Annotated in this window: 14 protein-coding genes and 1 riboswitch; of the genes, 3 read left to right on the forward strand and 11 right to left on the reverse strand. The window is 70.2% G+C overall.

Annotated elements, in window-relative coordinates; genetic code table 11:
- Positions 1 to 55 precede the first annotated feature (55 nt).
- Entirely contained in the window at positions 56 to 553 is a 498-nt protein-coding gene (locus BUE48_RS22285; RefSeq protein WP_012854779.1) for a MarR family winged helix-turn-helix transcriptional regulator, read from the forward strand.
- Here the strand turns inward: BUE48_RS22285 and BUE48_RS22290 are convergent.
- The gene (locus BUE48_RS22290; RefSeq protein WP_052305587.1) at positions 516 to 1,145 is read right to left on the reverse strand and encodes a hypothetical protein; all 630 of its coding nucleotides are present in this window, start codon (positions 1,143 to 1,145) and stop codon (positions 516 to 518) included. The genes BUE48_RS22285 and BUE48_RS22290 overlap by 38 nt on opposite strands.
- 144 nt (positions 1,146 to 1,289) lie before the next feature.
- On the opposite strand from BUE48_RS22290, the gene BUE48_RS22295 reads away from it, so the two are divergent.
- On the forward strand, positions 1,290 to 2,180 hold the full coding sequence (locus BUE48_RS22295) for an HhH-GPD family protein (protein ID WP_286990931.1): 891 nt from the start codon (positions 1,290 to 1,292) through the stop codon (positions 2,178 to 2,180).
- Positions 2,181 to 2,197: 17 nt separating this feature from the next.
- Here BUE48_RS22295 and eboE read toward each other — a convergent pair whose 3' ends face one another.
- The 8 genes from eboE to BUE48_RS22335 form a co-directional block, all read right to left on the reverse strand.
- Positions 2,198 to 3,349 carry a metabolite traffic protein EboE gene (gene eboE / locus BUE48_RS22300; protein ID WP_286990933.1) on the reverse strand — a complete coding sequence of 384 codons (1,152 nt, stop codon included), beginning with the start codon at positions 3,347 to 3,349 and terminating at the stop codon, positions 2,198 to 2,200.
- A 1-nt stretch (position 3,350) separates the two neighbouring features.
- Complete coding sequence (locus tag BUE48_RS22305; protein ID WP_012854783.1) at positions 3,351 to 3,560, reverse strand: hypothetical protein; 210 nt, start codon at positions 3,558 to 3,560, stop codon at positions 3,351 to 3,353.
- A 146-nt stretch (positions 3,561 to 3,706) separates the two neighbouring features.
- Positions 3,707 to 4,963 carry a ScyD/ScyE family protein gene (locus tag BUE48_RS22310; RefSeq protein WP_286990935.1) on the reverse strand — a complete coding sequence of 419 codons (1,257 nt, stop codon included), beginning with the start codon at positions 4,961 to 4,963 and terminating at the stop codon, positions 3,707 to 3,709.
- Between the two features lie 226 nt (positions 4,964 to 5,189).
- Entirely contained in the window at positions 5,190 to 7,703 is a 2,514-nt protein-coding gene (locus tag BUE48_RS22315) for an ATP-dependent Clp protease ATP-binding subunit (RefSeq protein ID WP_012854785.1), read from the reverse strand.
- Positions 7,704 to 8,105: 402 nt separating this feature from the next.
- The gene (locus BUE48_RS22320; RefSeq protein ID WP_286990937.1) at positions 8,106 to 8,357 is read right to left on the reverse strand and encodes a histone-like nucleoid-structuring protein Lsr2; all 252 of its coding nucleotides are present in this window, start codon (positions 8,355 to 8,357) and stop codon (positions 8,106 to 8,108) included.
- 692 nt (positions 8,358 to 9,049) lie between these two features.
- Entirely contained in the window at positions 9,050 to 9,574 is a 525-nt protein-coding gene (locus tag BUE48_RS22325) for an RDD family protein (protein ID WP_286990939.1), read from the reverse strand.
- Positions 9,575 to 9,580: 6 nt separating this feature from the next.
- Positions 9,581 to 10,309 carry an RDD family protein gene (locus tag BUE48_RS22330; protein ID WP_012854788.1) on the reverse strand — a complete coding sequence of 243 codons (729 nt, stop codon included), beginning with the start codon at positions 10,307 to 10,309 and terminating at the stop codon, positions 9,581 to 9,583.
- 8 nt (positions 10,310 to 10,317) lie between these two features.
- Positions 10,318 to 10,878, reverse strand: coding sequence for an amino-acid N-acetyltransferase (locus BUE48_RS22335; RefSeq protein WP_012854789.1), 561 nt, complete (start codon positions 10,876 to 10,878; stop codon positions 10,318 to 10,320).
- A gap of 119 nt (positions 10,879 to 10,997) precedes the next feature.
- A riboswitch (cyclic di-AMP (ydaO/yuaA leader) is annotated at positions 10,998 to 11,222 on the forward strand.
- Between the two features lie 7 nt (positions 11,223 to 11,229).
- Here BUE48_RS22335 and BUE48_RS22340 point away from each other — a divergent pair.
- Positions 11,230 to 12,252, forward strand: coding sequence for an NlpC/P60 family protein (locus BUE48_RS22340; protein ID WP_012854790.1), 1,023 nt, complete (start codon positions 11,230 to 11,232; stop codon positions 12,250 to 12,252).
- A gap of 299 nt (positions 12,253 to 12,551) precedes the next feature.
- On the opposite strand, the gene BUE48_RS22345 is transcribed toward BUE48_RS22340, so the two are convergent.
- Positions 12,552 to 12,836: a LuxR C-terminal-related transcriptional regulator gene (locus BUE48_RS22345; RefSeq protein ID WP_342610157.1), complete on the reverse strand. Its 285-nt coding sequence runs from the start codon at positions 12,834 to 12,836 to the stop codon at positions 12,552 to 12,554.
- Between the two features lie 930 nt (positions 12,837 to 13,766).
- Positions 13,767 to 15,266 carry a bifunctional lysylphosphatidylglycerol synthetase/lysine--tRNA ligase LysX gene (gene lysX / locus BUE48_RS22350; protein WP_012854792.1) on the reverse strand — a complete coding sequence of 500 codons (1,500 nt, stop codon included), beginning with the start codon at positions 15,264 to 15,266 and terminating at the stop codon, positions 13,767 to 13,769.

The raw sequence follows: 15,266 nt of genomic DNA on the forward strand, positions 1-15,266 counted from the left end.
CGTCCAATACATGTAAAATTACATCTAGTTGTATTTGATTATGCATTGGAGGGGTATGGCCGGCAACCCGGAACTGGCCGCCATCGAGCGGGCCATGGTCGCCATCCGGCGCTCCCAGCGGCGGCGGTCGCTGGCCGCGCTGAGCGGGGCCGACCCGGTGAGCGGCGCAGTCTTCGACGTGCTGGACGTCATCGAGGCCGCCGAGGCGGACGGCGAGCCGGTCACGGTCGGCGCGGCGGCCGCGGCGCTGGGGGTCGACCAGCCCCGGGCCAGCAGGCTGGTCGCCGCCGCCGTCGAGGCGGGCCTGGTGCGGCGCGTGGCCGACCAGGCCGACGGCCGGCGGACCCTGCTGGAGCGCACCGCCAAGGGCCGGGAGCTGACCGAGCGGGTGCACCGCTTCCGGCGGCGGGTGTTCGCCGCGGCGATGGAGGACTGGAACGACGCCGAACGCGCCGAGTTCGCCCGCCTGCTGAGCCGGTTCGTGGCGGGCCTGGAACGGGCACGGCGGGCGGGGGTCAGCGAAGCCGGAACACCTGCGTGCCGTCCCGGATGACGCCCTTGCCCTTCACCTTGGCCACATAGGTGCCCGGCCGCGCCGCCGCGCGCTCGCGCGGGCAGCCTTCCGCCGAGCGCCGGCGGTCCCACACGATCGTCCGCAGGTACGGCACGCCCCGGCGCAGCCGCTGCCGGGACGTCCCGTCGCTCCCGGCGCAGTGCGCCGACGACCAGATCCGGTCCCGCCCGGAGGTGATCTGCAGCCGCAGCGCCGCCGGCCCCACGTCGAAGGCGCAGGTGCGGCGGCCGGTGTTGACCACCGACAGGTGGAAGCGGGGCTTGCGACCGGCCGGGTAGACCTCCCCGTCCATCGACAAGGTCACCACCACGTCGCGGGGCGCGCAGACACCCCTCTGGCGGGCCCCACCGGACCGGGCGGCCTTGGCGGACCCGGTCGCGGTGGGCCCGGGCGTCGGCGTATGCGTGGGAATCGGCGGGATTCCCGCGGTGATTCCCCCCAGCGAAGGCGAGGGAGTGGCCATCGCCCCCACCATGTCGGCCCGCTCGCCGTCCCCGCCGCACGCCCACGCCAGCAGCCCCACCACCGCCAGCATCCCGCCGAGCACCACCGCCCGGCGACGCCAGTACACCGCATTGTCATCACTTTCGGTAGTTGGATACATGCGGACAGTATGGTTTTAGGGCACTGGACGGCCGTGGCGACGCGCCGTGGCAGAGCCATGGCCGGGCCATGGCCGCCGCATGGCGGCTCCGTGGCAGGATGGCGAGCTGTCATGACCACAGCCGTGCCGAACGCCGTCCGCTACACCGAGCCGATCCTGGGCTGGTACGCCGAGCACGCCCGCGACCTGCCCTGGCGCGCTCCGGACGCCACCCCCTGGGGCATCCTGGTCAGCGAGGTCATGCTGCAGCAGACCCCGGTGGCCCGCGTCCTGCCCATCTGGCGGCGGTGGATGGAGCGCTGGCCCACCCCCGCCGCGCTGGCCGCCGAGCCCTCCGGTGAGGCCGTCCGCGCCTGGGGCCGGCTGGGCTACCCGCGCCGGGCGCTGCGCCTGCACGCCTGCGCGGTGGCCATCACCGAACGGCACGGCGGGCAGGTCCCCTCCTCCTACGAGGCGCTGCGGGAGCTGCCCGGCATCGGCGCCTACACCGCCGCGGCGGTGGCCAGCTTCGCCTACCGGCAGCGCCACGCCGTGCTGGACACCAACGTGCGCCGCGTGCTGGCCCGCCTGATCAGCGGGGTGGAGTACCCGCCCAGGTCACAGACGGCCGCCGAGGTCGCGCTGGCCGAGTCCCTGCTGCCGCACGACGCGCCCACCGCCGCCCGCTGGTCGGTGGCGATCATGGAACTGGGCGCGCTGGTGTGCACCGCCCGCAACCCCCGCTGCGTGGACTGCCCGGTGCTGGCCGAGTGCGCCTGGCAGCGCGCCGGACGCCCGGCCTACGACGGCCCGCCCCGGCGCGGCCAGGCCTATGCCGGCACCGACCGGCAGTGCCGGGGCCGCCTGCTGGCCGTGCTGCGCGAGGCCGACGGCCCGGTGGAGAAGGCCGCGCTGGATGTGGTCTGGTCCGACCCGATCCAGCGCGAGCGCGCCCTGGACGGCCTGATCGCCGACGGGCTGGTCGACCCGCTGGAGGACGGCCGCTACGCGCTCCCCTCCTGACCGCCGGCGCCCGCCGGTCAGCTCTCCTCTTTGAGCCCCAGCCGGACCAGCTGCTCGCGGGTCCAGGCCAGCTCGGCGGCGATGCCCTCGATGAGGGACTCCTTGGTCAGCCGGTGCCCGGGCAGCACGTCCCAGTTGTAGGTCTCCACCTCCACGTGATCGGTCAGCGCCCGCTCCCCGCCGAACAGGGCCTCCAGCGCCTCGGCCAGCACCGCTCGGGTGGTGCCCAGCTCCTGGGGAAGGACGGCGTTGCGCGGGACGTGGAAGTGCACCCGCCACTCCTGGTCGCCGGGAAGCTCCCCCTCCAGCGCCGCGTCCAGGTCATCGACGCCGTCCGCGACGCCCCGCTCCCTGGTCTGGTGCAGAAAGCGCGGCTCGGCGAAGGCCGCCAGCGCCCGCCGGGCGGCCGGTTCGGCGGGCCGATCGACCTGCAGGGCGCAGGACGCCTGGAACTTCACCACCGGCAGGCCGGCCTCCGACAGCCGCCGCAGGGCCTCGGCCGGCTCCTCAAAGCCCAATGCCAGGTGGCAGGCGTCCAGGCACACCCCCAGGAAACGCCGGCCGCCCAGCAGGCGCTCGGCGGCCCGGGCGGCCGAGTCCACCAGGCAGCCCGGCTCGGGCTCAAAGCCCACCCGGATCGTCCGGCCGGTGGCCGAGGCCAGCGCGGTCATCTCCCGGTCCAGCCGGTCCTGCCGCCGCCGGGCCAGCTCGTCTTGGGCTCGCGACCAGGGCTCCCGCCAGGCCAGCGGCAGGGTGGAGATGCTGCCCCAGCGCACATCCTCCGGCAGCAGCCGGGTGAGGATCCGGGCCAGGTCGAGGGTGTAGCGCATGCGCTCGGGCTGGGTCCAGTCCGGATGGTAGGCGTCGTACTTGACGTTTTCGGACTGGAACCCCTGGTAGAGGGAGCCGTTGAGGGTGATGACCTCCAGCCCGGCCTTCTCGACGGCGCGGCGCAGCCGCAGCAGCTCGCCGGGGTCGGCGGTCAGCGTGTCGGCCACGGGGCGGGACAGCCACAGCCCCACCCCCATCCGGTCCACGCCCAGCCGGTCGCGGATGGGGCGGGCGTACCGGGTGAACTGGGCGATCACCCCGTCCAGGTCCTCGGCAGGGTGAACGTTGGTGCAGTACGCCACGTGCACGAGAGTGCCGTCGCGGTGCCTGAAGCGCATGTCATCCGCCTCGCTTGATGGTATTGCCGGCGTGGAACGTCACGGGTTCCGCCTCGGCGAGGGCGGGCCGGCCGCTCCGCCCGCGGCGGGCCGCCGTATGGTCCCACACAACGGTGTCCACATCGCCCAGGGTGAAACCCGCCGCGGGCACGGTCGCGGCGGGGGTCACCGGACCCGTTCGGCGCCGGGCCTGCTTGAGGATCGTCACCATCCGATCTTCGTCCATTAAGGGGCGAGGGTGGCCCAGAACCCCACATCACGACCGAATTTCCCACTCCCCCGCATGCTCGGACGCACGCATGGCGGCCCTCCGGAACCCGTCCGGAGGCCGCCATGCGTTCAACGCCCCCGGTACGGTCAGGACCTCACGCGCACCAGTTGCCCGGCCCCGTTTCCGGTGCCCTTGTTGGAGATGTAGATGGCGCCGTCCTGGCCGATCGCCATGCCGGTCGGCATCGTCAGGCGGCCGCCGGTGGGGATCTCCGTTCTGGTCAGCGTCTGCAGGTCGATCCGGTGGAGCGACCCGGCGGTCGGCTTGCCGCCGGCGCCGTAGCCGCCGCTCATGCTGAGCACCACCAGGTCGCCGTTCCCGTCCAGCGCCATGTCGCTGATCGCGGTCAGGCCGGAGGCGATCACCTGCGGCCGCTGCCCCGGCACGTACCGCCAGACCCGGGCCGCCCCGGGCACCATGCCCGCCAGCTCGCCGACGTAGTAGGCGCCGTCCGGGCCGCGCACGATGCCGGTGGGCAGCGACTGCACCGCGGTGGCCTCGGCGGCCCGCCCGGCCTTGCTCCCCTTCTTGCCCTTGGCCCTCCCGCTCTTTGCGACAGGCTGCGCACCGGCCGTGCCGACGGGCACCAGGTGGGCCGCCAGCTCGGTGACGGCGTCGGCGCGGGCGGACCGGCCGGCGGTGGCGGCGGTCGCATCGTGCCCGAAAACCGCCTCGGTGGTGATGGTGCCGTCCGCACGCACCCCGAGCAGGTCGTCGGTGCCCGCGTCGGTCACCAGCCAGCCCTCGCTCGCCGGCACCAGCCGCCACGGGTTGGAGTGCGCGGTCTGGGAGACCGCGCCGTCGCGCGTGCGCATCCGGTCCGGCCGGCTCTCGTAGGCCACCAGGTCGGCGATGACCCGGACGTCGCGCCCGTCCGCCGGCACCCGGTACACGGTGCCCAGCGGCCGGGCGTGCGGGCCGTAGCGGGCGCGCTCCCGGACGTCCATCCCGGCGCCGCTGAGCACCACGTACTCCCCGTCTGAGACCGTCACATCGACCGGCCCGACGACCTCCCGGCCCGCACCGTCGCCGACCGACGGCAGGCCCTGCACCACCCGGCCCTGGCGGTGACCCCTGATCTGGTAGATCGCACCGCTGCGGCCCAGGCACCGCCGGCCTGCGCCGGTGCCGACGCACATGTCCTTGCCGCCCGTCCCGGCCTCGGCCACCAAGATGGTGCCGTCCTGCAGCAGTGTGACGCCGCGCGGGTTGTTGAGTCCTTCGGCGATCACCTCGAGGGCCGGCGCCTGCGCCCGGGCCGCCGCTCCGGGAATCAGCGCCAGGGCGACCCCGCTCGCGGCCGCCAGGCAGGCCACGCTCCAGGGCATGCGTGTCTTCTTCATCTTCCTCCCCTTGGGTCTCACGCGGATCACCAGTCCGCGCCACCGGGGAAGGTGCCCAGCTGCGCCACGCCGCTTTTCACCTGCGGCGCGGCGCCCCGGCTGGTTGATCATGACCGGCGCAAGCGCGTCTCGGCCGGGGGTGTCGGGCCGGTCGGCGCCGGCCCGGCGACGGCAAAGGGCCCGCACCGAAGGCGGTGCGGGCCCTTTGTGGCCGGTCTGCAGACCGTCAATCCTTGTTGAAGTTGACCGCGCCCTCCACCGGCGGCGGGGTGTCGGGAACGGTGGACGGCTTGGGCATGCCGGTGAAGGTGAACTTGGCCGACTCGCCGGAGCCCTCCACGCCCACCAGCACGATCTGACCGGGCTTCAGCTCGCCGTAGAGGATCTTCTCCGACAGGCTGTCTTCGATCTCGCGCTGGATGGTGCGGCGCAGCGGACGGGCGCCCAGCACCGGGTCGTAGCCGCGCTCGGCCAGCAGCTGCTTGGCCTCCTGCTTGAGCTCGATGCCCATGTCCCGGTCGCGCAGCCGCTCGTCCACCCGGGCGATCATCAGATCCACGATCTGGATGATCTCCTTGGGGGTCAGCTGGTGGAAGACCACGATGTCGTCCACCCGGTTGAGGAACTCGGGCCGGAAGTGCTGCTTGAGCTCCTCTTGGACCTTGGCCTTCATCCGCTCGTAGTCGCCGACGTGGTCGTCGGGACGGGCGAAGCCCAGCGACTGGCCCTTGGAGATGTCCCGGGTGCCCAGGTTGGTGGTCATGATGATGATGGTGTTCTTGAAGTCCACCGTCCGGCCCTGGGCATCGGTCAGCCGGCCGTCCTCCAGAATCTGCAGCAGGCTGTTGAAGATGTCCGGGTGCGCCTTTTCGATCTCGTCGAACAGCACCACGGAGAAGGGCTTGCGGCGCACCTTCTCGGTGAGCTGGCCGCCCTCCTCATAGCCGACATATCCCGGCGGAGAACCGAACAGGCGCGAGACGGTGTGCTTCTCCATGAACTCGCTCATGTCGAGCTGGATCAGCGCGTCCTCGTCGCCGAAGAGGAACTCCGCCAAAGTCTTCGACAGCTCGGTCTTACCGACGCCCGAGGGGCCGGCGAAGATGAACGAGCCGCCGGGGCGCTTGGGGTCCTTCAGGCCCGCCCGGGTGCGCCGGATGGACTGCGAGAGGGCCTTGATGGCGTCTTCCTGCCCGATGACCCTCTTGTGCAGTTCCTCCTCCATGCGCAGCAGCCGGGAGGTCTCCTCCTCGGTCAGCTTGAAGACCGGAATGCCGGTGGCCGTGGCCAGGACCTCGGCGATCAGTTCCTCGGTCACCTCGGCGACCACGTCCATGTCGCCGGCCTTCCATTCCTTCTCCCGCTGCGCCTTGGCCGCCAGCAATTGCTTTTCCTTGTCGCGCAGCGCGGCGGCCTTCTCGAAGTCCTGCTCGTCGATCGCCGATTCCTTCTCCCGGCGCACCTGGGCGATCTTCTCGTCGTACTCGCGCAGGTCCGGCGGGGCGGTCATGCGGCGGATGCGCATGCGGGAACCGGCCTCGTCGATCAGGTCGATGGCCTTGTCGGGCAGGAACCGGTCGGAGATGTAGCGGTCGGCCAGCTGGGCGGCCGCCACCAGCGCGCCGTCGGTGATGGAGACGCGGTGGTGCGCCTCGTACCGGTCGCGCAGCCCCTTGAGGATCTCGATGGTGTGGCTCAGCGACGGCTCGGCCACCTGGATGGGCTGGAAGCGGCGCTCCAGCGCGGCGTCCTTCTCCAGGTGCTTGCGGTACTCATCCAGCGTGGTGGCGCCGATGGTCTGCAGCTCGCCGCGGGCCAGCATCGGCTTGAGGATGCTGGCGGCGTCGATGGCGCCCTCGGCGGCGCCGGCGCCCACCAGGGTGTGCAGCTCGTCGATGAACAGGATGATGTCGCCGCGGGTGCGGATCTCCTTGAGGACCTTCTTCAGCCGCTCTTCGAAGTCACCGCGGTAGCGGGACCCGGCGACCAGCGCCCCCAGGTCGAGGGTGTACAGCTGCTTGTCCTTGAGGGTCTCGGGCACCTCGCCCTTGACGATCTTCTGCGCCAGACCCTCGACCACCGCGGTCTTGCCCACGCCGGGCTCGCCGACCAGCACCGGGTTGTTCTTGGTCCGCCGCGACAGCACCTGCATGACCCGCTCGATTTCCTTCTCCCGGCCGATGACCGGGTCGAGCTTGCCCTCGCGGGCGGCCTGGGTCAGGTTGCGGCCGAACTGGTCCAACACCAGCGAGGTGGACGGGGTCGACTCCGAGGGCCCGGTCGATGCGGGCTCCTTGCCCTGGGTGTAACCGTGCAGCAGCTGGATCACCTGCTGGCGCACCCGGTTCAGGTCCGCCCCCAACTTGACCAGCACCTGGGCGGCCACGCCCTCGCCCTCGCGGATCAGGCCGAGAAGGATGTGCTCGGTGCCGATGTAGTTGTGGCCGAGCTGCAGCGCCTCGCGCAGCGACAGCTCCAGCACCTTCTTGGCCCGCGGAGTGAACGGAATGTGCCCAGAAGGAGCCTGCTGCCCCTGGCCGATGATCTCCTCGACCTGCTGCCGCACCGCCTCAAGGCTGATCCCCAGGCTCTCCAGTGCCTTGGCGGCGACGCCCTCCCCCTCGTGGATCAGCCCAAGGAGGATGTGCTCGGTGCCGATGTAGTTGTGGTTGAGCATCCGGGCCTCTTCTTGGGCCAGGACGACGACCCGCCGCGCGCGGTCGGTGAACCTCTCGAACATCTCGTCGCTCCTCACAGAGCGGTTGGATCAAGCCCGATATGTCCGGACCCGTCCTTCCGCATGCTAGCCCGCCCCGAGGAGGCCACCCGGTGCACTCCCACCAGGAGACGTTCCCCAGCTAAGCGCTGTTCATCCCCATCCAACTACCACGTGGGCGCGGCATGTTCCCGCTACGCCCCAAGCGAACGACGGCACTATCGTGGTCAGGAGATCATCAAAGGACGGCAACAAGATTCTCAAACCCGCCTTGACCTGCGCGTTTCCCCTAGCCGCAGGGGGTTCGAGCCGAGCAGGCGGGCGCGGCGGGCACCCGGCGGGCCGCCGGCGGCGCCGCGGCGCTTCGCCGCAAGCGAACGGCCCGTCCGCCGGTGATGGCGGACGGGCCGTTGCCAGATGACGCAATCAGTGAGCCGCCTCGTACTGTTCCACGACGCTCGCCGGAATCCGGCCGCGCTCATTGACCTTGATGCCGCGCGCCTTGGCCCAAGCGCGGATGTCCGCGCTGCGCTCGCGGCTGGAGGCACCGCGGGAGCGACGGCGACGAGTGGTGCCCGCCTTCCGGGCGTGCTCCACATCGAGCGCGAACGACACGGTCTCGTCCGCCTCGCCACCGTCGAGGTCGTCGACGAGAAGCACCTGAACCTTCTGTGCCATGGGGACAGACCTTTCCGCCGGAGCAAACTACATTCGGTTTCTGAAGATATACCGAAGGGCTTGCGGATGACAATTCAACGCGGCGCGACGGAGTTTCCGGCTAGGGGCGGTAACTCCCCGTAATCGGGGGAAGCGATTCCGCTATGCCCGGCTTACTCGGCGGGCGGGGAGGGTGACCGCCCCGCAGCGGTTGAATTGTCCGGCCGCCCATCGCGGCAGACCGCCCTCGCATGGGCGTTTTGTGCCATGGCCGATCACCGGGGACGATGGCGATCTTGGGCCGGCGGGCGAAACGAAGCATCCCGGCTAAAGACCGAGAGCCGCCCTGCACGGCGACCCTGCCTCTCCACAAGGCACGGTTAGAGAGAAAGATACGGGAAAAATGTGCCCAGTACCATCTTAACGGAGCTCCCAGGTCCCCTCCGGCTCCTTCGATTAACCCTTGGGTAACATCGCTAAGCCGGTCAAGGCTACGGAATGCGCCGGTAGCGTCAGAGCCGGTGACATCGGCTCTCGGCGCGGCCCGGCAGACCGGAAGGCGCGCTCAGGCCACGAAATCCGTAGTGGCCCGCCCCGGTGGTTATCAACTCACCTGAGCCGGATAGGGCAGGAAAGCTCCTATCGGCTCACCCCGCCCTCTTCGCCGGCCGGTATCCGGGCCGGCCCGCCACGCCGTGCCGGTCGCGGCGTACTCATCGTCCGGGGGCGCCATCCGCCGTTGTCTGCGGCCGCGCGCGCCGTATCACAACGGTACCCGCAAAACGGTCGTGCAGTGCCCGCCGTCGCGTCTCCTCCAATACCAGACCCGCGTTCACCACCCAAAACAGCCCGGCCACCGGCCCCAGCAGCGGCACCGGCCGAAGGGCGATCGGCAGTGCGTACACCGCCGAGCGCAGCAGCGCCCGGCGGTGCCCCAGGCCCGCACCCGGGCGCTCGGCCACCACCTCCAGGCCGACCAGGCGCTTGCCGAGCGTCCGGCCCCACAGCGCCAGCTGGAGCCACTCGTAGACCAGCAGCAGGGCCGCCAGGACCGGCACGGCGACCAGATCCGCGGTGGGCCTGGACAGCCCCAGGGCCTGCGAGTGGACCACCAGCATCACCGGCAGCCCCACCACGAGGGTGTCCACCACCCGGGCGACCAGCCGTTGCGCAGGCTCGGCCGGCCCTTCCTCCAGGCCCTCTTCCTTACGGCCCTCTTGGTGTCCCTCGTCGTGCATATGGGTTTATTCGTCGTAGCCGTAATGGTCGTCCTCATGGACGATACGGTCATCGACGACGACCGTATCGGCGAAGCGGTCGTGCACGGCCTGGTGGAGCGGCTCGTCCCAGATCGCCCACAGATAGGCCAGCAGCGTGCCCACCGCGGCCAGCAGCAGCCCGTAGGCGGCGTACTCCCAGACCATGACCATCAGGATCAAGAAGAAGAACAGGCCGATCTGGTAGCCGATGTTGTTGATGGCCGCCCGCCAGACCGCCTGCGGCACCGTCATCGGATCGCCGAGCGGATCGGCCCGCACCACGCTCATCCCGAGCACTCGCTTACCGAGAGTGTGACCCCACAAGGACAGTTGAACCGCCTCATAGATGAAAGGCAGGATCGCCAGGACCACGAAGAGCGTGATGATGATCGGCCAGTTCCACACTCCGCCCTCGGTGCGGGTATCGCTGCCCGGCGCGTCCAGGCCGATCACGCCGAAGGCGATCGGCAGCACGAGCGCGAATCCGAACACCGCCACAAGAGCGTTGTCCATCAACCGGGCCAGCGCTCTGCGGTGAATGGGCGCCTGCGGCAGGTCCACGGCCGAGTCCTGATAACCGCCATACCCGCCATGGGCATAGGGCGTCGGTTCCTGCCATTGCCCCGGCGCGGGCTGTTGCTGCCACTGAGCGGGCGGATGGCCGCCCTGCCAGTGCGGGTTGTAGTGTCGCCGCCCGCGGTACGGGTCGCTCATCGCTATGGTCACTCCTCCAGGCGAAGCAGCATCCGGGTGTTGCCCAAGGTGTTCGGCTTCACGCGGTCGAGATCGAGGAACTCGGCCACGCCTTCGTCATAAGAACGCAAGAGCTCTTCGTACACCTCAGGCGACACCGGTGTGCCCTGAATCGGGCGGAAGCCATGACGCGCGAAGAACTCCACTTCGAAGGTAAGGCAGAAGACCCGTCGCACGCCGAGTTCTCGGGCGGTTTCCAGCAGCCTGCTGACGATCCGGTGCCCAATGCCCCGGCCGCTGCAGCGCGGGTCCACCGCGACCGAGCGGACCTCGGCCAGATCCTCCCACATCACGTGCAGTGCTCCGCAGCCGACGACGCCGAGCTCGGCGTCCTCGGCGACCCAGAACTCCTGGATGTCCTCATAGAGGGTCACGGTCGACTTCCTCAGCGTCCTGCCGGTGCCCGCGTACGTGTCGATGTGCCGGCGGATCGCGGGGACGTCGGCCGTCCGGGCCCGCCTGATCGTGACCTCCACAATCAGGTGAGCGTAATCGGTCGGCAAGCGCCATCGGTCACCGTTGCCGGGCATACCGCCCACCGCCGCCGTCGTGTGGATCACTCTCTCGGAGGCCTGTGAATTCCGCCGTTCTGGTTGGCAGCGCGCGGCGACTTCGTTAGTCTGCGACGCTGGCATCGCAGCGAATGCAGACGCTGAAACCGCCGAGTTCGCCGGACGCAGCCAGCGGTCGGCGAAGCCGGGGACCCACCGACAGTTCCCCTGGGCAGGCAGGAGCCGGCCGGCTCCGTCGGACCCAATGGAGGGTGTTCCCCCGGGGTGAATCCGTTCCGGCGCACCCGGGCGCGCCGGTCGCGGTAGGGCTGCTCCTAGCCCGAACCCGTCAGCTAACCCGGTAGGCGGTCCAGGAAGGAGATTGTGCTCGTGGAGCTCACCCGCTCCGAACTCGATCCGGTGCCGGCCGCGGCCATGCGCCCGGCGGCCCGGGGCCGTTCCCTGGGTGCCCGCGTGCGGACCGCCGTGGTGGCCGGGGCCATGCTGATCGCCTCGGGGCTGCTGCCCGTCGCGCCGGCGCACGCCGACCCCGATCCTTCCACCAAGGAGCTGACCGAGCAGGCCCACCGGCTCGCCGACCGGCTGGAGCAGCTGACCGAAAAGTACAACGGCCTGCGGGTGCAGCTGGCGCAGGCCAAGCGGGCCGCCAAGGTCGCCGCCGCCAACGCCGCCCGGCAGGAGGAGGCGCTGGAGGCCATCCGGGAGAAGGTCAGCACGCTGGCCGCCACCACCTACATGCAAAGCGGGGTGGACCCCGCGGTGGCGATGATCACCGGCGAGGACCCCCAGCAGCTGCTGGACCAGGCCGCCACGCTGCGCTACTTCGCCACCCAGGACGGCACCAAGGTGCAGGGCCTGATGGAGGCCATGCAGGCCGCCCAGCGCGCCCGCAAGTCCGCCGAGGACCGCGCCCGGCAGGTCGAGACGCTGCGCGCGCAGCTGGAGCGGCAGCGCAAGGAGGTCGTCGAGCTCTACGAGAAGATCCGCGGCCAGGTCATCAAGCGCGACCCCGAGGCGCTGGTGGAGCTGCCGGTGGTCGGCGACGGCAAGGCGGCCCAGGCGCTGCGCCATGCGATGACCAAGCTGGGCAAGCCGTATGTGTGGGGCGCCGCCGGTCCCAACGCCTTCGACTGCTCCGGGCTGGTGATGTGGGCCTACAAGCAGGTCGGCATCAACCTGCCGCACTACACCGGCAGCCAGTGGAACGCCGGCACGCGCATCTCCCGCAGTCAGCTGGCACCGGGCGACCTGGTGTTCTTCTACTCCGACCTGCACCACGTGGGGCTGTACATCGGCAACGGCAAGATGATCCACGCGCCGCGCACCGGTGACGTGGTCAAGATCGACTCCATCGACGGCCGTCCCTACGCCGGTGCGGTCCGGGTGGCCTGACGGGCGCCCCGCCTGCCGCCATGACCGCTTCCCCGAAGACGGCGAACGGGGCCAGGCCATGCAAGGCCCGGCCCCGTCGGTCGAACCTCCCCCGTCGCGGCCCGGTGCCGCGGCCGACGGTGCGCGGATCGAGGAAGGCTCCTATGTCCGTGACACGCCGCTACAGGCGACACGTCCCCCGTGGTGTGGCATGTCGCCGTGTGCTGATGCCGGGGGGATGCCTCGGCGGTTCGGCGAGGGGTTCCGCCGCCGGCATGGGTTCCGGCACTGTGCCGGCCGGATCGGCGCCGCGGACGACGCTAGATCAGCTGCCTCTTGGCCGCCCAGACGACGGCCTCGATGGGGGTGTTCACATCCAGCCGATCGCAGATCGTCCGCAGGCGGCGGCGCAGCGTCCGGGCGCTCAGCTCCAGCCTGCGCGCCGCGACATCGGCGGTGACCCCGCTGGCGATCTGTGCCAGCAGCCGGATCTCCTCCTCGCTCAGGCACGGCTCATCGGTGCCACGACGTGCGAGTGTGGCCTGTTCCACTCCGTCCTCCCTCGTCCGTGGTAATGACCGCGGGGATGCGGCTGCGTGCCGCATAGGTACGGGTAGGCCTGGATCAGTACGCGCATGATGGCGGGGTGAGGGGTTGTCGACCGGCCCACAACAGCCGACGGGTCGCGCGTATGGATTGGATTCACCGGAGACCTTGCTGGTTTCCTCGCAGCTGATTTCCTCGCGGTCCCCCTGTCCGGTCTCCTTGCCGCTTCGATGCGCCGGGGCAGGCGGCGCTCGTCCTGATGGCCGAATGCGGCCGATGCCCCCGATATCTGGCGCTGCTGGGCGTGGTTGGGTAACCATTCAGTGGAGGGTCCGCGCCAGATCGGCTCGATCCGGAGCGGTTCGGCCCAGGGGACGCCGCAGGCGGCTTGCAGCGGGTTGGGCACCCGCCGGATCCCCCTGCCGTCACTGCCGCAGATGCCGGAAGGGGGGCATGCGTGTCCGGAATGGGTCATGATCGAGCCTCTTCCGCCCATCCCTTCTCATGTCCCCGACCATCCGGCAGTGATGATCGTGAAACGTTATGGTGCACTACGGCACGGAACGCTAGGCGGCCGATAGTGGACCGTCAAGCGCGCAAAGGTGACGATACGTAGTACTCTCCCTTGCCGTCAGTGATCCCCTGTCGCACCGCTCCGGGTGCCGACGCGGTGACCTGCGGCAACGAAACTCTCATCAGCCGCCCTCCCTCGATCCGGCTTGCCCGGCCGCATCGAGGGCGTACTTCGACACACTCGAGTTGGGACCTTTTCGGACGTCCCAAACAGCTCATCTTTCGCGACCGAATAGTGACTCTGAGTTCATCCGGCGCGGCAGGCCGCCGCCGGCACGGCCCGCTGTACGGCCCTTGAGCCCCATCTCGGCAAGCCCGCCGAGGGGTTTTCGGACACATTTCACGTTCCCGGGGCGCTGTCAAGATCTGCCCGGGAAGCGCTCAGCGGGCCGCGCCGACGACGGCACCGGCGGCCCTCAGTTGGGCTTGACGAGCGGGAACAAGATCGTCTCCCGGATGCCCTTGCCGGTGAACGCCATGATCATCCGGTCGATCCCGACGCCCACCCCGCCGGTGGGCGGCATGCCGTACTCCAGCGCCCGCAGGAAGTCCTCATCCAGCTGCATGGCCTCCGGATCGCCCCCGGCTGCCAACAGCGACTGCTCGGTCAGCCGGCGGCGCTGCTCGATCGGGTCGATCAGCTCGCTGTAGGCGGTGCCCAGCTCGGTGCCGAACCCGATCAGATCCCACTTTTCGGTCAGCAGCGGCTCGGAGCGGTGCTGGCGGGTCAGCGGCGAGGTCTCCAGCGGGTAGTCCATCACGAAGGTGGGCTGGATCAAGGTGTGCTCGACGAGCTCCTCGAACAGCTCCTGAACCAGCCGGCCCTGCCCCCACTTGGGATCCCAGGCGATCTGGCGGGCGTCGGCCAGCTTGCGCACCTGCTCCAGCGGGGTGTGCGGGGTGATCTCCTCGCCGAGCGCCTCCGACACCGAGCCGTACAGCGTGATCCGCGGCCACTCCTCCAGCCCCAGATCGACCTCCTGGCCCTTGTGGACGACCACGGTGGTGCCCAGCGCGGCCTGCACCGCCCGCTGGTACATCCGCTGGGTCAGCACCGCCATGTCGTTGTAGTCCAGGTAGGTGCCGTAGGCCTCGAGCATGGTGAACTCGGGGTTGTGGGTGGAGTCGGCACCCTCGTTGCGGAAGTTGCGGTTGATCTCGAAGACCTTGTCGATCCCGCCGACCACCAGCCGCTTCAGGTACAGCTCGATGGCGATCCGCAGGTACAGGTCCATGTCGTAGGCGTTGATGTGGGTGACGAACGGACGCGCCGCCGCGCCGCCGTGGATCGGCTGCAGCATCGGGGTCTCGACCTCGAGGTACCCCTCCTCGTGCCAGAAGTCCCGCACCGCGCGCACGGTGTCGCTGCGCAGGTAGGCCATGCGGCGGGCCTCGTCATTGACGATCAGGTCCACGTACCGCAGCCGCACCCGGGCCTCCGGGTCGGTCAGCCCGGCGTGCTTTTCCGGCAGCGGGCGCAGGCACTTGGAGGTGATCGCGTAGCGGTCGGCCATGACCGACAGCTCGCCGCGCCGGGAGGTGACGACCTCGCCCTCGACGCCGATGTGGTCGCCGAGGTCCACATCCCGCTTCCAGGAGGCCAGCGCCTCCTCGCCCACCCGGGCCTGCGACAGCATCACCTGGATCTGCCCGGTGCCGTCCCGGATGGTGGCAAAGCACAGTTTGCCGGTGTTGCGCAGCAGCATGACGCGTCCGGCGACGCCGACTTTGTCGCCGGTCTCGGTACCGGGTTCCAAATCGGGGTAGCGCTCGCGAACCTCGGCCAGGGTGGCCGTCCGGGGGAAGTTCACCGGGTAGGGGTCGATGCCGCTCTCCCTGAGCCGGGCGAGCTTCTCCCGGCGCACCCGCATCTGCTCCGGGAGGTCCTCGTAGTCCTGCTGCTGGCTGTCACTCAC

The sequence above is a fragment of the Thermomonospora sp. CIF 1 genome, from assembly GCF_001896795.1.
In the GTDB taxonomy this organism is placed as follows: domain Bacteria; phylum Actinomycetota; class Actinomycetes; order Streptosporangiales; family Streptosporangiaceae; genus Thermomonospora; species Thermomonospora curvata.

Excerpts from the sequence above, each read along its gene's own strand:
- BUE48_RS22285 (WP_012854779.1), top strand. The coding sequence starts at position 56 with ATGGCCGGCAACCCGGAACTGGCCGCCATCGAGCGGGCCATGGTCGCC.
- BUE48_RS22295 (WP_286990931.1), top strand. The coding sequence starts at position 1,290 with ATGACCACAGCCGTGCCGAACGCCGTCCGCTACACCGAGCCGATCCTG.
- eboE (WP_286990933.1), bottom strand. The coding sequence starts at position 3,349 with ATGCGCTTCAGGCACCGCGACGGCACTCTCGTGCACGTGGCGTACTGC.
- BUE48_RS22305 (WP_012854783.1), bottom strand. The coding sequence starts at position 3,560 with ATGGTGACGATCCTCAAGCAGGCCCGGCGCCGAACGGGTCCGGTGACC.
- BUE48_RS22310 (WP_286990935.1), bottom strand. The coding sequence starts at position 4,963 with ATGAAGAAGACACGCATGCCCTGGAGCGTGGCCTGCCTGGCGGCCGCG.
- BUE48_RS22315 (WP_012854785.1), bottom strand. The coding sequence starts at position 7,703 with ATGTTCGAGAGGTTCACCGACCGCGCGCGGCGGGTCGTCGTCCTGGCC.
- BUE48_RS22320 (WP_286990937.1), bottom strand. The coding sequence starts at position 8,357 with ATGGCACAGAAGGTTCAGGTGCTTCTCGTCGACGACCTCGACGGTGGC.
- BUE48_RS22325 (WP_286990939.1), bottom strand. The coding sequence starts at position 9,574 with ATGCACGACGAGGGACACCAAGAGGGCCGTAAGGAAGAGGGCCTGGAG.
- BUE48_RS22330 (WP_012854788.1), bottom strand. The coding sequence starts at position 10,309 with ATGAGCGACCCGTACCGCGGGCGGCGACACTACAACCCGCACTGGCAG.
- BUE48_RS22335 (WP_012854789.1), bottom strand. The coding sequence starts at position 10,878 with ATGCCCGGCAACGGTGACCGATGGCGCTTGCCGACCGATTACGCTCAC.
- BUE48_RS22345 (WP_342610157.1), bottom strand. The coding sequence starts at position 12,836 with ATGCGGCACGCAGCCGCATCCCCGCGGTCATTACCACGGACGAGGGAG.